A 17489-nucleotide genomic window follows, 5' to 3' on the forward strand; every position below is an offset into this window, starting at 1 on the left:
GCGATTTCCCATCACACAAACTCACGGAGTAGGAGGCAGCGGCGTCGCCAAGGTCCATCCGTTCGGATCGAATTTTGAATATTGTTTGCTCGCGTCGCGCTGCTTCCAAAACTCGTCGTCCTTTGACACATCGCCTTGCGCCGCCTCGGCTGGCGGCGCGCCTGGAGTAACGTAGTAATCCATTTTCAAATTACTGGGCTTGAAAGTTGCCGAATCCGTGAACCCCCACAACTTACCGGCATCAACGTCGATCACATTCTTACCCGCCTTCGTTTTAAAAGACTGCGTAATAGTTTCAGCATGATCGAGTATTGTGCTAGTGTTTGATAAATAGCCATTCGCATAGAGCGTGATAAAACCATCGCTCCCCGCGCTGACTCCGCCGTCAGTGAAATCAATTTCCACCGGCAAAACACCCCCTTGGATCACGGATGAATTGACGGTGTTCACATTGCCAAGCGTCGGCATCGGCAATTTCCGCGGGCCAAGATTCGGATCGGGTGCATTCACAACCGTGCCGAACGTGTCGAATTTCTTCACGCCACTGCGTGTTTCGGTGATATCGGAACTTTCCGATTGAATCATGTAATAAATCTGCGCTTTATTCTTCGGATCGACACCTTCGATCGACTCCTTGGTGAACCACAGCTTGGGTAGCTCGTAGCCCATCTCCACGGCCTCTTGCACCGTCAAGGAATACGGGCTGACGGGGAGGCCGTTCACGATGAACACGACTTTCGCATCGGGACGCACGCCAATCGGTGCTTTCAGGAGCCGCACGAATGTCGTCGCGGCGCCCCCAAGATTAAGCGAAGGAGACGCAGCCGATAAAATCGGAGCAGACAAGCTACCCCCCATGATCTGATCATCGGCTACCACCAACGTGAAATTTTTCGGGTTGTTGAACCCGATTACGTCGTACGCGATATCGAAAATACCTGTATTTTTCGCGCCAAGCTCGCCTCCCGCGATCCCCAAATCCAAGCCGTTTGTGTTATCCGTCACGTAATCGCCGTACAAAGCGCGCTGGCCACCAGGATCGTACATCGTGCCCGTGATCTCGTCGCCGTTTGCATCAAAGAATTGCACGTTGCTCTGGTAGCACTGCATTCGAATTTTCAGCCCGCCGACAGGTTGATCTTCCCCGTCGATACCGTGCAACTGCATCGATAGATTATCTCCGGCAAAAACCGCGAATTCCGGCTGCGTGGGCGGCACGATCGTCAACGCATCGCGCACGATCATGGTGTACGTCACGTTCCCGATATTCGCCCCTTCATACTGCGCGACAATCTCGTGCGTCGTATCCGGCCGAATCTCCACTGAAGCCGGATAAGTACGCGATACTGTGAACGCCCCACGTCCCTTGCTGAGGGTCACTTCTGCTTGCGCCAAGCCGTTGATCCTGAAACGAGGATCGGGTGTAGCTTGCTTCAATATGATTTTCGCATTCTGCTCGACCGGATCGGTGGTGGTGATCGTACAGTTTCTTACCACGCCCTCCGGGATTTGCGCTCCATCCGGCGGATCGAACGTAACGCTGCCCGCCGCCAATTGCCGTTGTTCGCTGGACATTTAATTCCTCGCTCTATCAAAGTCATAATAAAATTGATTTACTCAATGGAGCCACAAGCACCGAAACACGCGATGCAAAATCGAAATACGTATTTTTCGCCTATTTTTAAACCGAAATACTCGCGCGAAATCCGGCGGCCCTCGGTCGACAATTTTCAAAGTCACGGCAAATTTAAAATAAATCGTTTGATCTTTTCTCGCCCCAACCCATTCGAATGATAGGCAAGCGTAAATCCGAACTCAAGAGAAGCGCAGCATTGAATCTCCGCCCCATGGCGTAACCCTCCGAGTATTTATCGGGAGTCCCATGATCTGAAAATGCGCCGTCAATTTTGGATTACGACCGCGAAATCTCCATCGCTTAGAAAGCCGTGCCGCCGACTGCGCGCTCGATCGCCGATTTCAGCGCCGGCAGCGCCTCCTCCCGCACCTCGCCCGCCTCGAGACTACGCTCGAGCCGGGTCGCTTCCTCGGCCACGTCGCGAAGCTGGAACCATGCAGCGGTACCGGCTATCGAATGCGCGATGTCACGAGCCTGTTCGCGGTCCTCGGTAAGCGACAAGCCAAGGAGCGCCTTCATTTCGCTTGTGAGTGTCCAACGCAGTTCCAGCCGAAGCGCGTCATGCTCCTCGACCGGAACATCGGTTTTTTCCAGTGCCGGAAACGGTACGTCGACTAGGCCGTAGCGATCCAGCAGTTCGCGCAGTCGCTCAAGCGCCAACGGTTTGATACAGAACTCGTCGGCGCCCGCATCCAAGCAAGCGTTGCGTTGACGTTGCGTGGCATCGGCCGTCACCGCGATGAGCACAGTGTGCCGGTTGGAGCCGCGCTCACGCTGCCGAATGCACGACATGAGTTCGACGCCGCTGAGCCCAGGCATCGTGCAGTCGGTGATGACCGCCGCGTAGGTGTTGCGCTCATAGGCGCTCAATGCTTCGGCACCGTCGACGGCAATATCGCAATTCGTCACATTCAAACCAGCAAGCTGGCGCCGCAACACCTCGCGATTGATCGATTGATCTTCGACGAGCAAGATGCGCGGCGCCGAAGTCGCGGGCGCGGCGGCTTCGGTCGACGGCACATCGAGCGGATCTCGCAGATCGCACTGATCGTGCTGCTCATGCGTGCATCGCGCGCGCAAGGCGTCTCGAGCCATGCGGAGCGTCAGCGCGATCTTGACCTCCGTACCGCGCCCTAGGTCGCTTCTCAGCGTGATCTGTCCGCCCATCTGTTCGATCAAGCGCTTGCAGATCGCGAGCCCCAACCCTGTACCACCATATCGGCTCGCGGGTAAGCTTTGCGCCTGCGAAAACGGCGTGAACAGGCCCGCCTGCTCCTCGGGCGCAATACCGATTCCCGTATCGGCCACGCTGATCGAGACTACTTGCTCCTCGGCGCGATCGGCCAGCACGCCGGCCGTCACCGACACGGAACCGGCGTCGGTGAACTTGACGGCATTGCCGAGCAGATTGAGCAACACCTGTCCGAGCCGCTGCGCATCACCGACGTGATTCGGCGCGACGTTCTTCGATACATCGACGTTCAGAAGCAACCCTTTGCGTCCGATATCGGGCTCGACGACCGCCACGCTGCGCCGCACGATCTCCTCGAGGCTCATCGGCGCCGATTCGAGCGACAACTCGCCGTTCTCGCTCTTGGCGTAATCGAGAATGTCGTTGAGAATGCGCAGCGACAGTTCGGCCGCGTTGCCGGCCATCTCGACGAGTTGGCGATCGTCGGCCGCCAGCCCATCGTGATCGAGCAATTGCAACATGCCGACGACGCCGCTCATCGGTGTTCGGATCTCGTGGCTGATCGTCGCGATGAACGACTCTCGTGCCCTCGTCGCCGCTTCGGCGTCGTGTTTAGCCAAGATCAGCGCGGCCTGCTCGATAACCAGCTCGTGCTCCGTCCGCCGCCGCTCGCGAACCTCCTTGCGCAAGCGCGCCGTGTTGAACCCAAGCACGCCGAGAAAAACGAGCGTCAACGTGCCGACGGGAGACAGGACGAGCCACAGCGTGCGCGGCGCGACCCCAAACGTGAAGCGCGAAGAGAGCCAGCTGTTTTGGATGTGCTCGCGTTCGGTCTCGGGAACAGCCGCCAGCACGCGATCGATGAGCGGTAGGAGCGGCGCGTACCGCGGCGCGATGCCGAACGATAGATCTTGGATGCGATCCACCGGCGCCGCCACACGCAGCGTACCCGCGTAACGTTCCCGCACGATACGGTCGACGACGCCGAGATTGCCGATATAGGCGAACGCACGCCCTCCCGCCACTGCCTTGAGCCCATCCTCGGCCGAGTCCACCATCACCTTATGAAGGCCGGTCAGGTTCGCGGTCCTCACGCGCGCGAAGCGCGAATCGCCGACGACGGCCACTTGTGCGCCTTCGAGGTCGTCGAGCCCGGCGATGAACGGTGCCGTTTCGCGCGTAACGATCACGAGCGGGTAGCGCACGTACGGCGTGGACAGGCCGAAGCCCGGCGCCAGCTCGCCGGTGCTCGAGGCGGCGACGACGATATCGATGCGGCCTTCGCTCGCCAGTTGGAGGGTTTCGCCCCACGAGCGCGTCGGCACCAGGCGAAAGCGAAGATGCAGCGTATCCTGCAGGAAATCGAGGTAATCGGCTGAGATGCCGTCTATCCGCCCACGCTGATCGACGAATGCCATCGGAGCCCATTGCGGGTCGACTCCCACGCGCAATACCGGCAACGAATCAAGATAGGCGTTATCGGCCTTGGACAACGGCAACCGCAGATCCCACGCGACACGCGGCGGACCATGGTCGCCATCGCGGCTCCGGCATGCCGCCAGTGTGGAGCCGATCAACAAGCATGCCGCGAGAATACGCGCCACCCGCCACGCGCGAGGGCGTGAGACTGCTTTCACGACGAGGAATGATCGTGCGTCTGCCAGTACTCGAGCAACTCTTGACTGGTTGAGAGTCCGAGCTTGTGCTGTGCCCGCATCTTATGCGCACTGATCGTCTTGACACTACGATTGAGCCGCTCGGCGATCTGCCCCGCCGACAACTTTTCATGGGCGAACAGCCGAACGACGTCGAGCTCGGCCGCGGTGAGCGCCGCCTCCTTACCCATGCGCGCGCCGACCAAACTCATGCGCGCGAGCAACGCTTCCACGCCGGGGCTCATATAGCTGCGCCCTTGGGCCGCCGCCACCAACGCACTGTGCAGTTCGCCGATTCCCCCCGCCTTTTCGACGATGGCGCTCACGCCTTTCGCGAGCAGCTTGTTCAATATCGCGGCGTTGCGCATCGCAGTCACGACGACGATCGACACGCCGGGACGCATCCGATTCAGACGATCGATCAACGGGATGCCGTCCCGCGTGCGCGTACCGGGCATCGACAAGTCCGTCACGATGACATCGCACTCCCACGCATTCACGGCCGCGATCAATTCGTCCGAATTCGAGGCCTCGGCAACGACATGCCCGACGCGAGCTTCCTCGATAGCCAAACGAATGCCATGGCGAACGATGCCGTGGTCTTCCGCCAATATGATCTGCAATGGTTTATTCACGACGCTTCCATGCCTCTATCGCTCGACGAAGCACTGCCGGGCAGCGGCTTCGGCTAATCGTCGCGCCGGGCCCGGCAGTTTGGGCTGCGCTCGGTGCTCGCGCACGCGTCGCTCCGGACAAACGCGACGGGATCGCTTCCTATGAGCTTACTAAGAAACCGTAGCCACGACTGACGAGGATGAGATTGTAGGGACACCGTGGACATTGCCGGGCGAGAAATTTCTCAAATAATGAAGCCTCTTGTTTGAAGAGAGGCGATGAGCGCGTCGAACTCGAGCCCCCATTCGCCGCATTCGGTCACGAGCCTGCAAGACCCCGGCGCCAACGCGTCGTCGACGTCGATCGGCCATGGGCAACGGATGCCTGCAGCGGAACAGGACGATTCGCCAGCGGTACCGATGCGAAGACGTGCGCCGGACACCGGCCCAATTGTTTCGGCCAGTTGTTCGCAAACGATGCGTAGCCGCTGAGCCGCGGGCAGTTCGGCGCCGACACGCGCCAATGCCGCGGCGAGCACCTGATCGAGCGTCACCTCCAATTGTGCCGTCAAGGATCGTTGCGCGAGCCGATACGCTTCCTCCAGTGCCGCCGCTCGCGTAACGAAGGCGGCGTCGGCATCGCGCAAACGCGCGGCATCTTCGCGTAGGTAGACGACCTTGCCCGGCATCGCGTCTTGGCCATCCCCCGTCGAGATACGCCTTGCCGTAAAGCTCATCGGGTGCCTCTCGAACTCGTATTCGAAGCCGCACCGCGCATCATGGCGCCGCACAGCGAAAGGCATCGACCGACGTCGATCCACTCGATCGCCCACGGTTGCGCTTGCTTCGGCTCTTCCCAAGTATGGCAAGCATCCGATGCGTCCGGCGCGACGAGCATCGCAACCCGCGAGTCGATATCCGGCCAGCCTTGCCGCGCCATGGCGCGCAACACACCGACACCGGCGTCACGCGGGGCAGACGAATCGGAATGCGTCACCACGCCCCCCACGCGTAAGCAATTGACGGCGCGATATTTCAACGCGAGGGCGAACCACGGATCGACGGACGGACGGCATCCGAGCGCGACGGGCATGCCCCCGCGCAGCAAGGCGAGATGCCCGAGTGCCGTCGCCACGCCGTGAAGCAAGCTCGGGGATGCCTGCACCACATGCACCCAGCGCGGATCCGCGGGCGGACGCCACCGCCGAGGCAAGCCGAAGCAGGCAATCCATCCGCTATAGACCAGTCGTTCGGCATGGGAATCGAAATCGCCGACGGAGGCCCCATAGCGGCCATGCCACGCCGGTGCAGCCCATCGCCACGGCTCGGTCCAGAATGGCGGTATGCCTTCAACCGGCGCCGACATCATCGCCTCCGTTCCGCACGCTTCGTTTCGCGCTTCGCTGCCGGAAAAGATGCAGCAACCGCTCCGCAAAATAACCCATGGCTGCTGAACCGCAGACGAGCAGTATCAATCGAGGCGCGGTCGCGGCAATGCCGGCCGTCTCGGCTGCCACCGGTGCAGTATGCGACGCTGCGATCCGCTGCTCGGGCAAGAACATCACGGTAACGTGCCGGTCGTCTTGCTCGGCCAGCCCGGGGACGCCGTTCTTGACGAGGCGGGCGATTCCCGGCATGAGCGCCGACAGATCGACATCGGCGCGATGCTTGACGAGGACCGAGGCGGACGCGGGCGCGAGCGGTGCCCCGAGAGCCGGACGCTCGGGCAGTACGACGCTCACGCGTGCAGCGAGCACGCCGTCGATCTCCATCAGCGTCGCTTCCAACTCGCGTTCGATCGCATGGATATGACGAGCGCGCTCTTCGAGTGGCGTAGGCGCAATCCCTCTTTTTCCGAGGGCTTCGTCGACGCTCGGACGAACGGCACGCAACAAGCCCGCCTCACGCAACGCGTTCATCGCCTGCGGAAGATCCGAATCCGCCACGAAAAGCATGAACCCCGATTTCTCCGGCTTTCGCTCGACAGCGATCCCCTGACCGCTGAGTGCCGCCGCGATCTCGCTGGCGCGGCGAGCGTCGGGCGCCAATTGCAATTCGACTTTCCGCTCGCACCCCGACAACGCGAGGACCGCGGCGATCAACGGCAAGCCGGCCAGCGCGGCATGGCGCGCCGCCCCCCTTGCCTCGATGCTCATATTCGTGAATTCACGTGGCCGAGACCAATTGCCGAAGCGCACCCGCCGTCACGCCGACCAGCTTGGCGCCCCACATGACATTCAAGTTATAGGACGCCATGGCGTGCGCCTGGCGATGCATCGAAACCGCCAATGTCGGTGCGTCGACGCCCGTCGCCCATGCTCCCGCCAAGCCGGCGGATAGCGTCCGAGCCTCCATCCGATGACGCCCGACTTCGTCGAGCTGCCGCGCCAGCGCCGCCAACGCAGACTCCGATTGCCCGAAACCGGACGCGGATACCCTCGCGCGTGCCTCCGCTTCCGCGGAGCCGATAGGCAACACACGCTCGACATCTGCCGCTGCCATCGCCGCCGCGAAAGAATCGCCCTCGATCGCTTTCCAAACCGCGGGGCTTGCGGCCGTCACTTCCGTCGCTGTGAAATTCATGGGCGCAACTGCTGGCCGAGGTTGCGCAAGGCATTGATGAGTTCCGTCCTCACGTGCCCTTCGACGTGGCTCAGCGCATGTTCCGCGTCGATCTTGCGCTTCTCGAACGCGAATGCGACACCGGCTTGCGCGGCCCACTGCGCTGCTCGCCCTTGCGCTGCCGTATAGGCGGCGTATTGCTCCAAGACTTTGGTCATCTTCCGTCACTCCCGCCGGAAGGCGCGCCGCCGCACGCGCCGCGCCTTCCTCCCTATGCGCTCAAATTAAAATTGGATGCCTTGTGCCGCCTTGGCGCTGGCGTTCTGCACTTTCGATCCCGAATCGAGTTCGCCGTTCGAAATGCTGTTCATCGTGTCGGCCATCATTTTTTGCATGCTGGCCGCGGTCTGCATTTCCATCGTCTTCACCTGCATCTCCTGCTGCTGTTTCAGATAGCCCTGCATCTTGTTGCCCATGTCCCCGGTCGACACCATACCGTCGGCCGACCCGTTCGCCCCGCTCAGGAGCGACGAGACCACCTGTGCGACCGCACCTACCGTTTGAAGGATGGGAACTACTGCTGCGAAGGTCATGATTTGCTCTCCTTACCTGATTCCTTACCTGATATTCGAACTCCGGAACTCCGCTCTTCCGGGGATCGATCCAATGCGGGCCGGAATTGCGGGGTTAGTAACAGAGACTTGCAACCAGTTCCATTCACGACGCGTTCCGCAACCACCCGAACGGGTTCAACGGTTATGTCGTCCGATTTTCCGCCTCAAGATGCGCAATCGAGCATTGCAACCCCAATCATGTGCGAATCGCTACGCCAAGAGCCTTTCGATCCGAAGATGATCACGACGCACCCGAATCCCGCATCGTCGCCTGCCTGCGCGGATCAATCGCTCCAATTCGACGACTGGTACCGCGCACACGGCCGTTCGATTTACCGCTTCATCGCCCGCCGGGTTCGAAGCGCGGAGGATGCCGCGGATATCCTGCAAGCCACGTATCTCGGCGCCTGGGAAAACCGCGCGTCGTATCGCGGCACGGCGCAGCCCAAGACATGGCTGATCGCGATCGCGCTCAACGTCGTGCGCAATCACGTCAGCCGCACGTCCGATTACCGCTTCGTGATCGAACCGATCGACGATCACGAAAGCGAGCTCCTCGACCTGCGCGCACCCGATCGCTGCGCGTCCGTCAAGCAGACGTTCTCGCGCTTTCTCGAGTTCGCGCAGTCGCTCTCGGCCGATCAGCAGCGCATGCTCGAGCTGCTGTTCATCGACAACGTCAGCTACGTCGAAGTCGCGGCCACGCTCGGCATCCCGGTCGGCACCGTGCGTTCACGCCTGTCGCGTCTGCGTTCGAAGCTCGAACGACACTTCGAGCCAGTAGGCGGGCTTTGATGCCCTCCGCGCGCGCCGGTGCCCGTCCACGTATACCGCCTTTCTCTTTCGTTCATCGATTCGCGGAACTCTCCCATGACGCTCCCCATCGCCGAAACCCAACTGCGCAACGCGCTGCACCACGCCGAACGGCTGCGCCGGACGATGTCGCCCGATCAGCCGGACGATTGGCGGCGCTACGTCGAATCGCTACGCGGCGTATCGCTGGCCAACTGGAGCGCCACCACGGATCTCCAGATGAAATTCGCGCTGCTGCGCACGGTCATCAACGAAATCCGATGAAAGGCATGTTCGAGCGTGCTTGCGTGCGCTTGTCCCTACTGGCAGCGCTTTCCTTCCTCATGCCGCCGGGCAATGCACACGCCGCCAAGGACGTGAATGCCGGCCTCGCGGCACCCTATGCGGCCGAGGCATCCAAGCAAACGGTCGTCGAGGTGCTCGATCGATTCGCAGCCGATCACGGCTTGACGCTGCGCGTCGCCAACGATGCGGCGCGCGGTTGGCAAACGGCCAAACTCGACGGATGGGTACGAGCGCCAACGGGCAGGGCATTTCTCGAGCAGCTCGCTCACGCGCACCACTTTACGTGGTTCGTCGCCGAGCAAACGCTGTACGTCGGAGCGGCACGCGATTCCGCTGTCGAGCGCATCGCACTCGGCGGCATGCGCGCCGACAGCGCCCAGGCAGCGCTCGAAGCCGTGGGCCTCTACGACGCCCGCTTCGGCTGGGGCGAACTTTCGGGCCAAGATGCGGTGCTGGTGGGCGGCCCGCGTGCGTATCGGGCGCTGGTGAGCCGTTTCCTCGCCGGCCATGGCGCCTCGAGCGACGGGCAAGCCGAACTCGAGCCGATGATCTTTCCGCTGCGGTTCGCACAAGCCGCGGACATGCCGCCCACCGAAGCGGGAGCCCCGGCTCGCCCCGGGGTCGCGGCCTTGCTGCGGCAGTTGCTCGTGCGTGAAGCGCCGGCCGCGCAACCGGCGTTCACCCTGCCCGCGCAAGCCGATTTTCCGCCGCTGCCCGCCGCGGCGCCGCCCCTTGCTCCGTGGATCGGAGTTCCCGGCGCCTCGCCCGCGCCCGCGGTGCCTCGCCCTCGCGCCGCGAAAGGCGCCGCATCGGAAGCGAGCGAGGCCAGCATCGTCGCGGACGACAGAACGAATTCGGTTGTCGTCTGGGCGGATCGCCGCTGGCGAAGCCGCCTGCAACAACTCGTCGATGCCCTCGATCGGCCGACGTCGCTCGTTTCCTTCGACGTGCTCGTCGTCGAGGGCGACGTCGCCGCCGTCGGCGAGTTGAACATCGCGAGCGAAAGCGCATACGCCGGATTCGCACGGCATTCGGCTGTCGTCGACGACCGAATCGCCGCGGCGATCGCCGCGCACCGCGTTCGCCTCCTCAGTCGCCAAACGCTGATCGGCCGCATGAATGCCCGCACCACGCTGGCGATCGGCGGCGAAGCCGCACACGATGGCAACGCGCCTGAACCGACAGCCGGCGAGCAAGCCAATGGCAGGAGCGGCAATCGCGGCGACCGCCTCGATTTGTCCGCCCGAATCGTGCCGTCGGACAGCGGCGCCGCACCCTCCATCGCCGTCGAGGTCGCGTTGCTGATGGCACAGCCGACCGGCCTTCCGGGGCAAGCCTGGTCGAACACGACCAGCGTCAAGCTCGACACCGCGATCACGCTCGAAAGCGGCGCGCCCCCACATTTGATCGCGAGCTACCCCGTTGCCGCGGCACGCGCGGAACAACGCGCCATCTTCATCAGCGCCAAAACGTTGTAGGACCAGACCGGACCGATCACACCGCCATGCTCGAACTTCGCATCCTGACTGGCCTGCACCGAGGAGCCGCACTCCCGCTCGAAGAGGACACGATCCGTATCGGAGGCGGATCCGAGAACGATATCGTTCTGCTCGATCCCGGCATGCCGCCTGCCGCGAGTGTGATCTACCGGTCGCAAGAGGGCGCTTGGCAATATCGTTCGTACCGGTCGATTCAGCAAAGCGGCGACACGCTCGACGCGACCGGAGCGCCGAACGGCACGGCGCTCGTTGCCGGCGCGCGGTGGTTCGCCGGCCCGGTCTTGATCGGATGCGAGGAAGAAGGCGCCCCTTGGCCGGCCGAGCCCGTACCGTGCGATACCTCACGGCGTGCTCAGGCAAGGAAACGGCCCACTTCGTTCGCAATGAAGATGAGCGCGGCACTCGTCATCGCCATCGCTTTGACGGTGCTAGTCGCCGTACTCGCACTGCCGGGCCGGCCTTCCAACCCCGCGCGTTCGGCCGCGGCGTCGGCGTCGGCGTCGGCGGTATCCGCGCTTGACGCCGACGGCCCGCCCATACGGGTCGTCAGCGCAATCGTCTATCCCGAGCAAGCAGTCCGCCGGCCGCCGTTCGGAATACGCAGCGCCAGTACGGGGCCTTACGGCTTCGTCGTGACCGATGACGAGCACGTGCTCATTCCCGGCAGCCGCTGGCACGCCTTCACACTCGTGCGAATCGAGCCACGGCGCGCCGTGTTCACCGGGCCCCACGCCGCGGAGCTGACGTGGTGATGAATGAAGCCGGGACGGCGAACCTCTCCGTAGGCACCGACGTGAAGGCACGCCTCGCGGCGTGGACGCGGCGCGCCCACGATCGGCTCGATCCCGCGCGGGCGGTGTTTTGCTACGGGCGTGTCGAACAAATCAGTGCGACGCTTGTCGTCGCGTCGCTGCCGCGGTGCGCGATCGGCGATCTGTGCGAGCTGAGCAAGCTCGATTCCGCCGGCGCACCCGTGCTGGCCGAGGTGATCGGCTTCGACGCGAAGCACGCTTTGCTCGCCCCGCTCGGCCCGCTCGACGGTATTGGATCGAACTCGCCGATCCGTACGCTCGGCGTACCGCACAGCGTGCGCGTCGGCCCGCACCTGTTCGGCAAAGTGCTCGACGGCTTCGGCCGGTCGATGCGGCCGGATGCCGCGGCAGCGGCCAGCGCCTCGAACGATTCGACGACGGTACGCGTGCTGGCGGCAGCGCCGTGCGCCGCCGCCCGTCCGCTGATCGATCGGCGCGTGGTGACGGGCGTCCGTGCGATCGATGCCTTGCTGACGCTCGCGCGCGGCCAGCGAGCCGGGTTGTTCGCCGGCCCGGGCTGCGGCAAAAGCACACTGCTCGGTGCGCTGGCGCGCGGCATCGACGCCGATGCGATCGTCGTAGGGCTCGTCGGTGAACGCGGCCGCGAATTGAACGAATTTCTCGAGCGCGAACTCGACCCACCGCTGACACGCCGCACGGTGGTGGTGTGCGCCACGTCCGACGCGCCGCCGATGGAACGCGCTCGGGCCGCGTTCACGGCGACCGCGATCGCGGAAGGCTTCTGTCATAGCGGCAGGCATGTTCTCCTGCTCATCGATTCCCTGACGCGCTTCGCCCGCGCGCAACGGGAAATCGGACTCGCGTCGAACGAACCGCCCGGCCGATTGGGATACCCGCCTTCGGTCTATGCGGCGTTGCCGCGCTTGATCGAACGCGCGGGCAATCGAGAGCATGGGGCCATCACCGGCATCTACACGGTCTTGACCGAGACCGAGCACGCGGATCCGATCGCCGACGAAGCACGATCGCTGCTCGACGCGCACATCGTCCTTTCTCGCAAGCTCGCCGAGCGCGGTCATTTCCCCGCCGTCGATGTCATCGCAAGTCTCAGTCGTCTCATGCCCGTCGTTGCGGATCTTTCCCATCGACACGACGCGGAGCACGCACGCATGCTGCTCTCGCGCTACGGCGATCTCGAATGGCTCATCTCGCTCGGTGAATACGAGCCAGGCCATGACCCGGCCGCCGACGACGCCGTCGCGCGCTACCCGCGGCTCGCCGAACTTTTACGGCAGGACCTGCGCATACCCGTTCCTTGGGAGAAAACACTTGAACAACTGCATGCCGCGGTTCGCGGGCAATGAACCCGCCGGCGGTCGTCGCCCGTTCCTGGCTGAAGAGACGTTCGCCCCGAGTTCGCCGGGTGCCTGGCGAGCGCTCGCGGCGGTGTCGGATGCCCGCCGCAAACGCGCCGCGCAAAAGCTCGCACGAGCCGAGCGCGAGGTCCACCGCGCATGCGACGAGGCGCGGCGCGCCGAAGCCGACCTCGCACGGCTGAGAAACCACGCGGACGAACTCGAACGCGAATGGCATCGCGCCCACCGATACCGCGAAGCGCAAGGCCGCGATCTTCAGCGCGCGCGTGCCGCACAAGCGCAACGCGAAGTTTTGCTCGCAAAGCACGCCGAAGATGTCCGCAGCGTCGCACGCGGCGCCGATGAGGCGCGCCAAATCCTCTATCAAACGCAGCAGGACTACAGGGCGAGCGCCCGAAAAGACGAGAAACGCCGCGTCTTGCGAGCGCGCCTCGACGTTGGCGGTCATCACGAATCGCGATGAGCCGCGTGCGATGCGCTCGCCGCCTAGTCCGATTCGATTGCGGAGCGTCGGTGCCACTGCGGTCGCGCGACACCGTCTGACGCATCCCTACCGCGCGCGATGCCACTTGGCGGACGGCGTCCAAGCGGACTTGCTCATCCGCGAGGACCTAGGCCCGGCGGGCGACCACGACGAAGGCTTGCCGCTATCGACCCGTTTCGGCCCGGCGATCGCCTATCACTACGCTCCGCTGCTGCTTGCCTGTACCGGCGTCGACGTGATGCAAGGCGCGGGGCCGTCCGCGCAGACCGCGCTTGCGCGATACGCCATCGCGGCGCTCGACCCGGCGCTGCAAACGGCGCTCGGCGATCCAACCGTGAGCGATAGCGACAGCGAGGCCACGTCGCTTCGGCGCGAGTCGCCATTCGCTCTCAATGTGCAAATCCGCTTGCCGTCGATCCGGCTCGCGATGCGCCTGGTCATGACGGCTACCGGCGTGCAAGCGCTGCTCGACGGCGAGCCGTGGCAGCCCGACTGCGCTTCCCTGCCGCCGCCCGCATGGCTGACGGGTCTCGACGCCGGCATCCGGCTCGTTGTCGGCGAATCTACTTTACCCCTCGCCCAATGCAACGCTCTGGCGTGCGGCGATATCGTCCGCTTGGCGGTTGGCGCGTTCGATGTCGCGGGCCGCGGCTCGGTGCGCACCGGCTCGCATCGCCTGCTGCTTCGCTGGGGCGATTCCCACCGTTGTTTCGAAGTCGAACACATGACCCACGATCCCAGCCTTTCTCCCAACGACATGGACGCCGCACCGGCGCGCGGCGCCATAGGTCCAGCCGACGGCATCGCGCCGATCGATACGGCCGCCATCCCCGTGCGCCTGTCTTTTTCGCTCGGCACATTGCGCTTGACCGTCGGCGATGTCGCCGCACTGCGCTCGGGCTCCCTGGTCGAATTGAAGGACGGCCTGCCGCCGAAGGTCAGCATCGAAGCCAACGGGCTGCCGATCGGCGCGGGCGAACTCGTCGACTTCGACGGCCGGCTCGCCGTCGAGATCACGCAATGGCCGCAAGCGCACGTGCCGTCCTCGACGTCATGATCCTCGATCAAAACCCGCTGGCCCTGCTCGCGCTGCTCGCCTTGCTCTCGCTGTTGCCGCTCATCGCGATCGCCACCACCTCTTACCTGAAGTTGTCGGTCGTCCTCGTTCTCGTCCGCAACGCGCTCGGGGTTCAGCAGGCGCCAACGACGCTCGCGCTAAACGCGATCGCGCTCGTCGGTACGTTATTCGTCATGGCGCCCACCCTCTCGGCCTGCATGGCTCAGGCACGAGAAGCAACGCTCCCGCAAGCATCGTCGGGAACGTCGCAGATCGATGCCGCGCTCAAAGTCGTGGAACCGTTGCGGCAGTTCGTACTGCGCAACGGGCGCGCCGACGAACGCGAACGCTTCTTGGAGATGGCGCGAAAAACCTGGCCGGAGACCACGCACAACGCGGCAAGCCCCGACGACTGGAGCATTGCCGTACCCGCCTTCGTCGTATCGGAACTTCAATCGGCATTCGAAATCGGCCTGCTGCTGTTCGTGCCGTTCGTCGCGGTCGACCTCCTCGTGTCGAACGTATTGCTCGCCATGGGGATGCAAATGGTCCCCCCCTCGATCGTCGCGTTGCCGATCAAGCTGCTTCTGTTCGTGCTTGCCGACGGCTGGGGCAAGCTGCTCCATGCACTCGTGCTGTCCTATCACGGATGAAGCCATGCACGAATCGCTGATGTTGCTCCAGCACGCCCTCGTCTTCGCCTTCAAGGTTTCCGTCGCGCTCTGTCTCACCGCGGCCTGCGCGGGTATCGCGATTTCGCTCGTCTTGTCGGTGTTTCAAATTCAGGACCAAACGCTGCCGTTCGCGGTCAAGCTAGTCGTCGTCGGCGCCGCGGTGGCGATCGCGGGGCACGGCGTCGGCACCGAACTCGTTCGTCTGATCGATCAAGCGTTCGAACTTGCGAGCGTGCCGCGCGCATGACCGTCGTCCCGGCTTGCCTCTCTCGTCGATGACCGGTCCGGTCGAATTCGCGCTGCCGTTCGTTTCGGCGCTGGGGCTCAGCGCCGTTCGATGGCTTCCGACGATCCTCCTCGTGCCCCTCTTCGCCGGTCACGCGCTAGGCGGGACGGCCCGCGCCGTCGTCATGCTCGCGCTCGCGCTGCCCGCGGCTCACGGGATCGCGGCCGAACTCGCGCGCGCGCCGCTCCCTCTCGTCCAATGGCTCGCGCTGGCGGCCAAGGAGGCCGCTCTCGGCAGCGTGCTCGCCGCGCTCATCGCCGTTCCGTTTTGGGCCATCGAGGCCGCCGGCACCTATCTCGACTACCAACGCGGCGGCAATCCGCAAGCGCTCGATCCCGCGATGGCCGTCGAAACGTCGGTGCTCGGCATCATGCTGCGGCAAGCGCTCATCGTCTTCGTCATTCACAGCGGCGGCCTGCATGCGGTCTTCGATATCGTCGCCGCGAGCTACGCCGTGTGGCCCGCGCTTGCCGATCCGCCGCCGATCGGGCCTAGCGTCTGGGAGCCGTTCGGGGCGCTGCTCGCCGCGACGATGCGCTTCGCGCTCATCCTCGCCGCGCCTTACCTGCTCGCCCTCGCCGCGATCGAGGCCTGCTTCGCCGTGCTCTCCCGCGTCAATGCGAAATTCCCCGCCTACGTCGCGGCATTGCCGTTCAAGAGCGTCGTCCTGATGTGCTTGCTCGCGCTGACGCTGCCCCGCTTGCTGACGGCGGCGGGCGACGTCGTCGACCGGCATGCCGTGGAAGTACGGCAGACGTTGAGGGAAGCAGCGGGAAGCGCATCGGCAAGGTCGGTCAGCCGTGATGGTTCCGGCGAAGAAAACGGACGGCCCATGATCCGGAACACGCGTTGAGCGATAAGCCGCTGCCGCCGACCGACAAGCGCCTGCGAGACGCGCGCGCCGAGGGTAACGTCGCGCGAAGCGACATCCTCACCGGCTTCATCGCCATCGTATTCGCGACGGAAGCCGGCTTCGCTTCGGTCGACATCGGCATCGACCTCTGGCTCGCTCTCCAGCGGGCCGCATTCGCGGGCATCGCCGGCCCCGATCGCATCGACGCCTGCTTACGGCTGATTCCATACTGCGTGGGATTGATCGCTCTGTTCGTCGGCATGTTCACCCTGATCGCATTCATCGCCGCCGTGCTATCCGCGTGGGTATGCGGCGGCCTGTCCCTTGCACCGAAGGCGATCAAGCCGTCGTTCAAGCGTCTGGATGCCGCCAAGCACGTCAAAACCCTTTTCGGCACGAAGAACCTTACGGCCATCGGACTCGCGCTGATGACGGCAGGCGTTGTCGGCGCGGGTGCCTATGGGCTCTTGCGGCAACGGCTCGCGCTCGTCGGCGCGATGATCGAATCGCAGTCGCTCGCGTTCGACCTGAGCGCCGGCATCTCCACCTTGCGTGCCCTCGTTCGAGTCCTGTTCGCGGCGCTGCTGGTCCCCGCCGCGTTATCGGTGATCGTCGCGAAGCGTCAGCATCTTCGAGGGCTGCGCATGACGCACCGCGAATTGACGGACGAACTGAAGCAAACGATGGGCGATCCGAACACGCGTGCCCGGCAGCGCGCGTCGTTCGCCGAAGCCGCTTTCGCGACACCGTCTGCACGCCGGGAACGAGGCCATCGCGCCCTCCTCATGAATCCGGAGCATTTCGCGGTCCTCTTGCACTACGAGGGCAACGAGTCCGAGCCGCCGATCGTCGTCGACAAAGCGGTGGACGACGGTGCGATGCGGATGGCGAACGATGCGCTGCTCGAACGTGTCCCCGTGTTTCGCTTTCGCCGCCTCGCACGCCACCTCCACCATCATGGCGAACTGCAGGCCGCCATTCCGCCCAGCTGCTATCGGGCGGTTGCGATCGTCTATCGAATCGTCGAGGAAATCGAGCCGCTCAGCGAGCGGCCGAACACGCCGATCGAAATCGACGACGACGCATTCGAATCGTAACGGCCCCTATCGCGCCGGG

At 64.0% G+C, this 17489-nt stretch carries 20 protein-coding genes; 11 read left to right on the forward strand and 9 right to left on the reverse strand.

Annotated features, from left to right (window positions below):
• Nucleotides 1-21: 21 nt before the first annotated feature.
• The 9 genes from DWV00_RS19920 to DWV00_RS19960 form a co-directional block, all read right to left on the reverse strand.
• Nucleotides 22-1575, reverse strand: coding sequence for a hypothetical protein (locus DWV00_RS19920; RefSeq protein ID WP_115535333.1), 1554 nt, complete (start codon nucleotides 1573-1575; stop codon nucleotides 22-24).
• A 361-nt stretch (nucleotides 1576-1936) separates the two neighbouring features.
• Entirely contained in the window at nucleotides 1937-4465 is a 2529-nt protein-coding gene (locus tag DWV00_RS19925) for an ATP-binding protein (protein WP_147297941.1), read from the reverse strand.
• A complete protein-coding gene (locus tag DWV00_RS19930) occupies nucleotides 4462-5118 on the reverse strand; it encodes a response regulator (RefSeq protein WP_115535335.1) in 657 nt (218 codons plus the stop codon). The genes DWV00_RS19925 and DWV00_RS19930 overlap by 4 nt, the downstream gene beginning before the upstream one ends.
• A 224-nt stretch (nucleotides 5119-5342) precedes the next feature.
• Nucleotides 5343-5834: an HrpE/YscL family type III secretion apparatus protein gene (locus DWV00_RS19935; protein WP_181885531.1), complete on the reverse strand. Its 492-nt coding sequence runs from the start codon at nucleotides 5832-5834 to the stop codon at nucleotides 5343-5345.
• Nucleotides 5831-6463, reverse strand: a complete 633-nt coding sequence (locus tag DWV00_RS19940; RefSeq protein ID WP_147297942.1) for a hypothetical protein — start codon at nucleotides 6461-6463, stop codon at nucleotides 5831-5833. Before DWV00_RS19940 ends, DWV00_RS19935 begins: the two co-directional genes overlap by 4 nt.
• The gene (locus DWV00_RS19945; protein WP_115535338.1) at nucleotides 6447-7253 is read right to left on the reverse strand and encodes a hypothetical protein; all 807 of its coding nucleotides are present in this window, start codon (nucleotides 7251-7253) and stop codon (nucleotides 6447-6449) included. The genes DWV00_RS19940 and DWV00_RS19945 overlap by 17 nt, the downstream gene beginning before the upstream one ends.
• 10 nt (nucleotides 7254-7263) lie before the next feature.
• Complete coding sequence (locus DWV00_RS19950) at nucleotides 7264-7680, reverse strand: hypothetical protein (protein ID WP_115535339.1); 417 nt, start codon at nucleotides 7678-7680, stop codon at nucleotides 7264-7266.
• Nucleotides 7677-7877: a hypothetical protein gene (locus tag DWV00_RS19955; protein WP_115535340.1), complete on the reverse strand. Its 201-nt coding sequence runs from the start codon at nucleotides 7875-7877 to the stop codon at nucleotides 7677-7679. The genes DWV00_RS19950 and DWV00_RS19955 overlap by 4 nt, the downstream gene beginning before the upstream one ends.
• Before the next feature lie 66 nt (nucleotides 7878-7943).
• On the reverse strand, nucleotides 7944-8252 hold the full coding sequence (locus tag DWV00_RS19960) for a type III secretion system major pilin HrpA (protein ID WP_115535341.1): 309 nt from the start codon (nucleotides 8250-8252) through the stop codon (nucleotides 7944-7946).
• Nucleotides 8253-8510: 258 nt separating this feature from the next.
• Between DWV00_RS19960 and DWV00_RS19965 the strand changes: the two genes are divergently transcribed.
• The 11 genes from DWV00_RS19965 (at nucleotide 8511) to DWV00_RS20005 (ending at nucleotide 17470) form a co-directional block, all read left to right on the forward strand.
• Nucleotides 8511-9068 (forward strand): RNA polymerase sigma factor, encoded by a 558-nt coding sequence (locus DWV00_RS19965; protein WP_181885532.1) that lies wholly within the window; start codon nucleotides 8511-8513, stop codon nucleotides 9066-9068.
• Nucleotides 9069-9143: 75 nt separating this feature from the next.
• Nucleotides 9144-9350 carry a hypothetical protein gene (locus DWV00_RS34125; protein WP_181885533.1) on the forward strand — a complete coding sequence of 69 codons (207 nt, stop codon included), beginning with the start codon at nucleotides 9144-9146 and terminating at the stop codon, nucleotides 9348-9350.
• Nucleotides 9347-10849, forward strand: coding sequence for a secretin N-terminal domain-containing protein (locus DWV00_RS19970; RefSeq protein ID WP_181885534.1), 1503 nt, complete (start codon nucleotides 9347-9349; stop codon nucleotides 10847-10849). Before DWV00_RS34125 ends, DWV00_RS19970 begins: the two co-directional genes overlap by 4 nt.
• Nucleotides 10850-10875: 26 nt before the next feature.
• On the forward strand, nucleotides 10876-11622 hold the full coding sequence (locus DWV00_RS19975) for an FHA domain-containing protein (RefSeq protein ID WP_115535344.1): 747 nt from the start codon (nucleotides 10876-10878) through the stop codon (nucleotides 11620-11622).
• Nucleotides 11622-13007, forward strand: a complete 1386-nt coding sequence (locus DWV00_RS19980; protein ID WP_115535345.1) for a FliI/YscN family ATPase — start codon at nucleotides 11622-11624, stop codon at nucleotides 13005-13007. The genes DWV00_RS19975 and DWV00_RS19980 overlap by 1 nt, the downstream gene beginning before the upstream one ends.
• On the forward strand, nucleotides 12973-13482 hold the full coding sequence (locus DWV00_RS34130; RefSeq protein ID WP_181885535.1) for a hypothetical protein: 510 nt from the start codon (nucleotides 12973-12975) through the stop codon (nucleotides 13480-13482). The genes DWV00_RS19980 and DWV00_RS34130 overlap by 35 nt, the downstream gene beginning before the upstream one ends.
• A 106-nt stretch (nucleotides 13483-13588) precedes the next feature.
• Entirely contained in the window at nucleotides 13589-14560 is a 972-nt protein-coding gene (sctQ, locus tag DWV00_RS19985; RefSeq protein WP_181885536.1) for a type III secretion system cytoplasmic ring protein SctQ, read from the forward strand.
• The gene (gene sctR / locus DWV00_RS19990; protein ID WP_115535347.1) at nucleotides 14524-15213 is read left to right on the forward strand and encodes a type III secretion system export apparatus subunit SctR; all 690 of its coding nucleotides are present in this window, start codon (nucleotides 14524-14526) and stop codon (nucleotides 15211-15213) included. Before sctQ ends, sctR begins: the two co-directional genes overlap by 37 nt.
• A gap of 4 nt (nucleotides 15214-15217) precedes the next feature.
• A complete protein-coding gene (locus tag DWV00_RS19995; RefSeq protein WP_181885537.1) occupies nucleotides 15218-15481 on the forward strand; it encodes a flagellar biosynthetic protein FliQ in 264 nt (87 codons plus the stop codon).
• 28 nt (nucleotides 15482-15509) lie between these two features.
• A complete protein-coding gene (locus tag DWV00_RS20000; protein WP_147297944.1) occupies nucleotides 15510-16373 on the forward strand; it encodes an EscT/YscT/HrcT family type III secretion system export apparatus protein in 864 nt (287 codons plus the stop codon).
• Nucleotides 16370-17470 carry an EscU/YscU/HrcU family type III secretion system export apparatus switch protein gene (locus DWV00_RS20005; protein ID WP_115535350.1) on the forward strand — a complete coding sequence of 367 codons (1101 nt, stop codon included), beginning with the start codon at nucleotides 16370-16372 and terminating at the stop codon, nucleotides 17468-17470. Before DWV00_RS20000 ends, DWV00_RS20005 begins: the two co-directional genes overlap by 4 nt.
• The last annotated feature ends 19 nt before the right edge of the window (nucleotides 17471-17489 follow it).

Source organism: Trinickia dinghuensis (assembly GCF_003367175.1).
GTDB lineage: Bacteria > Pseudomonadota > Gammaproteobacteria > Burkholderiales > Burkholderiaceae > Trinickia > Trinickia dinghuensis.

What these genes read in the sequence shown, in the direction of transcription:
- DWV00_RS19960 (WP_115535341.1), bottom strand. Translation starts at nt 8,252, where the DNA reads ATGACCTTCGCAGCAGTAGTTCCCATCCTTCAAACGGTAGGTGCGGTC.
- DWV00_RS19965 (WP_181885532.1), top strand. Translation starts at nt 8,511, where the DNA reads ATGATCACGACGCACCCGAATCCCGCATCGTCGCCTGCCTGCGCGGAT.
- DWV00_RS19975 (WP_115535344.1), top strand. Translation starts at nt 10,876, where the DNA reads ATGCTCGAACTTCGCATCCTGACTGGCCTGCACCGAGGAGCCGCACTC.
- DWV00_RS19995 (WP_181885537.1), top strand. Translation starts at nt 15,218, where the DNA reads ATGCACGAATCGCTGATGTTGCTCCAGCACGCCCTCGTCTTCGCCTTC.
- DWV00_RS19920 (WP_115535333.1), bottom strand. Translation starts at nt 1,575, where the DNA reads ATGTCCAGCGAACAACGGCAATTGGCGGCGGGCAGCGTTACGTTCGAT.
- DWV00_RS34125 (WP_181885533.1), top strand. Translation starts at nt 9,144, where the DNA reads ATGACGCTCCCCATCGCCGAAACCCAACTGCGCAACGCGCTGCACCAC.
- DWV00_RS19940 (WP_147297942.1), bottom strand. Translation starts at nt 6,463, where the DNA reads ATGTCGGCGCCGGTTGAAGGCATACCGCCATTCTGGACCGAGCCGTGG.
- DWV00_RS19950 (WP_115535339.1), bottom strand. Translation starts at nt 7,680, where the DNA reads ATGAATTTCACAGCGACGGAAGTGACGGCCGCAAGCCCCGCGGTTTGG.
- DWV00_RS19935 (WP_181885531.1), bottom strand. Translation starts at nt 5,834, where the DNA reads ATGAGCTTTACGGCAAGGCGTATCTCGACGGGGGATGGCCAAGACGCG.
- sctR (WP_115535347.1), top strand. Translation starts at nt 14,524, where the DNA reads ATGGCCGCAAGCGCACGTGCCGTCCTCGACGTCATGATCCTCGATCAA.
- DWV00_RS19955 (WP_115535340.1), bottom strand. Translation starts at nt 7,877, where the DNA reads ATGACCAAAGTCTTGGAGCAATACGCCGCCTATACGGCAGCGCAAGGG.
- DWV00_RS19970 (WP_181885534.1), top strand. Translation starts at nt 9,347, where the DNA reads ATGAAAGGCATGTTCGAGCGTGCTTGCGTGCGCTTGTCCCTACTGGCA.
- DWV00_RS19945 (WP_115535338.1), bottom strand. Translation starts at nt 7,253, where the DNA reads ATGAGCATCGAGGCAAGGGGGGCGGCGCGCCATGCCGCGCTGGCCGGC.
- DWV00_RS20000 (WP_147297944.1), top strand. Translation starts at nt 15,510, where the DNA reads ATGACCGGTCCGGTCGAATTCGCGCTGCCGTTCGTTTCGGCGCTGGGG.
- DWV00_RS19980 (WP_115535345.1), top strand. Translation starts at nt 11,622, where the DNA reads ATGAATGAAGCCGGGACGGCGAACCTCTCCGTAGGCACCGACGTGAAG.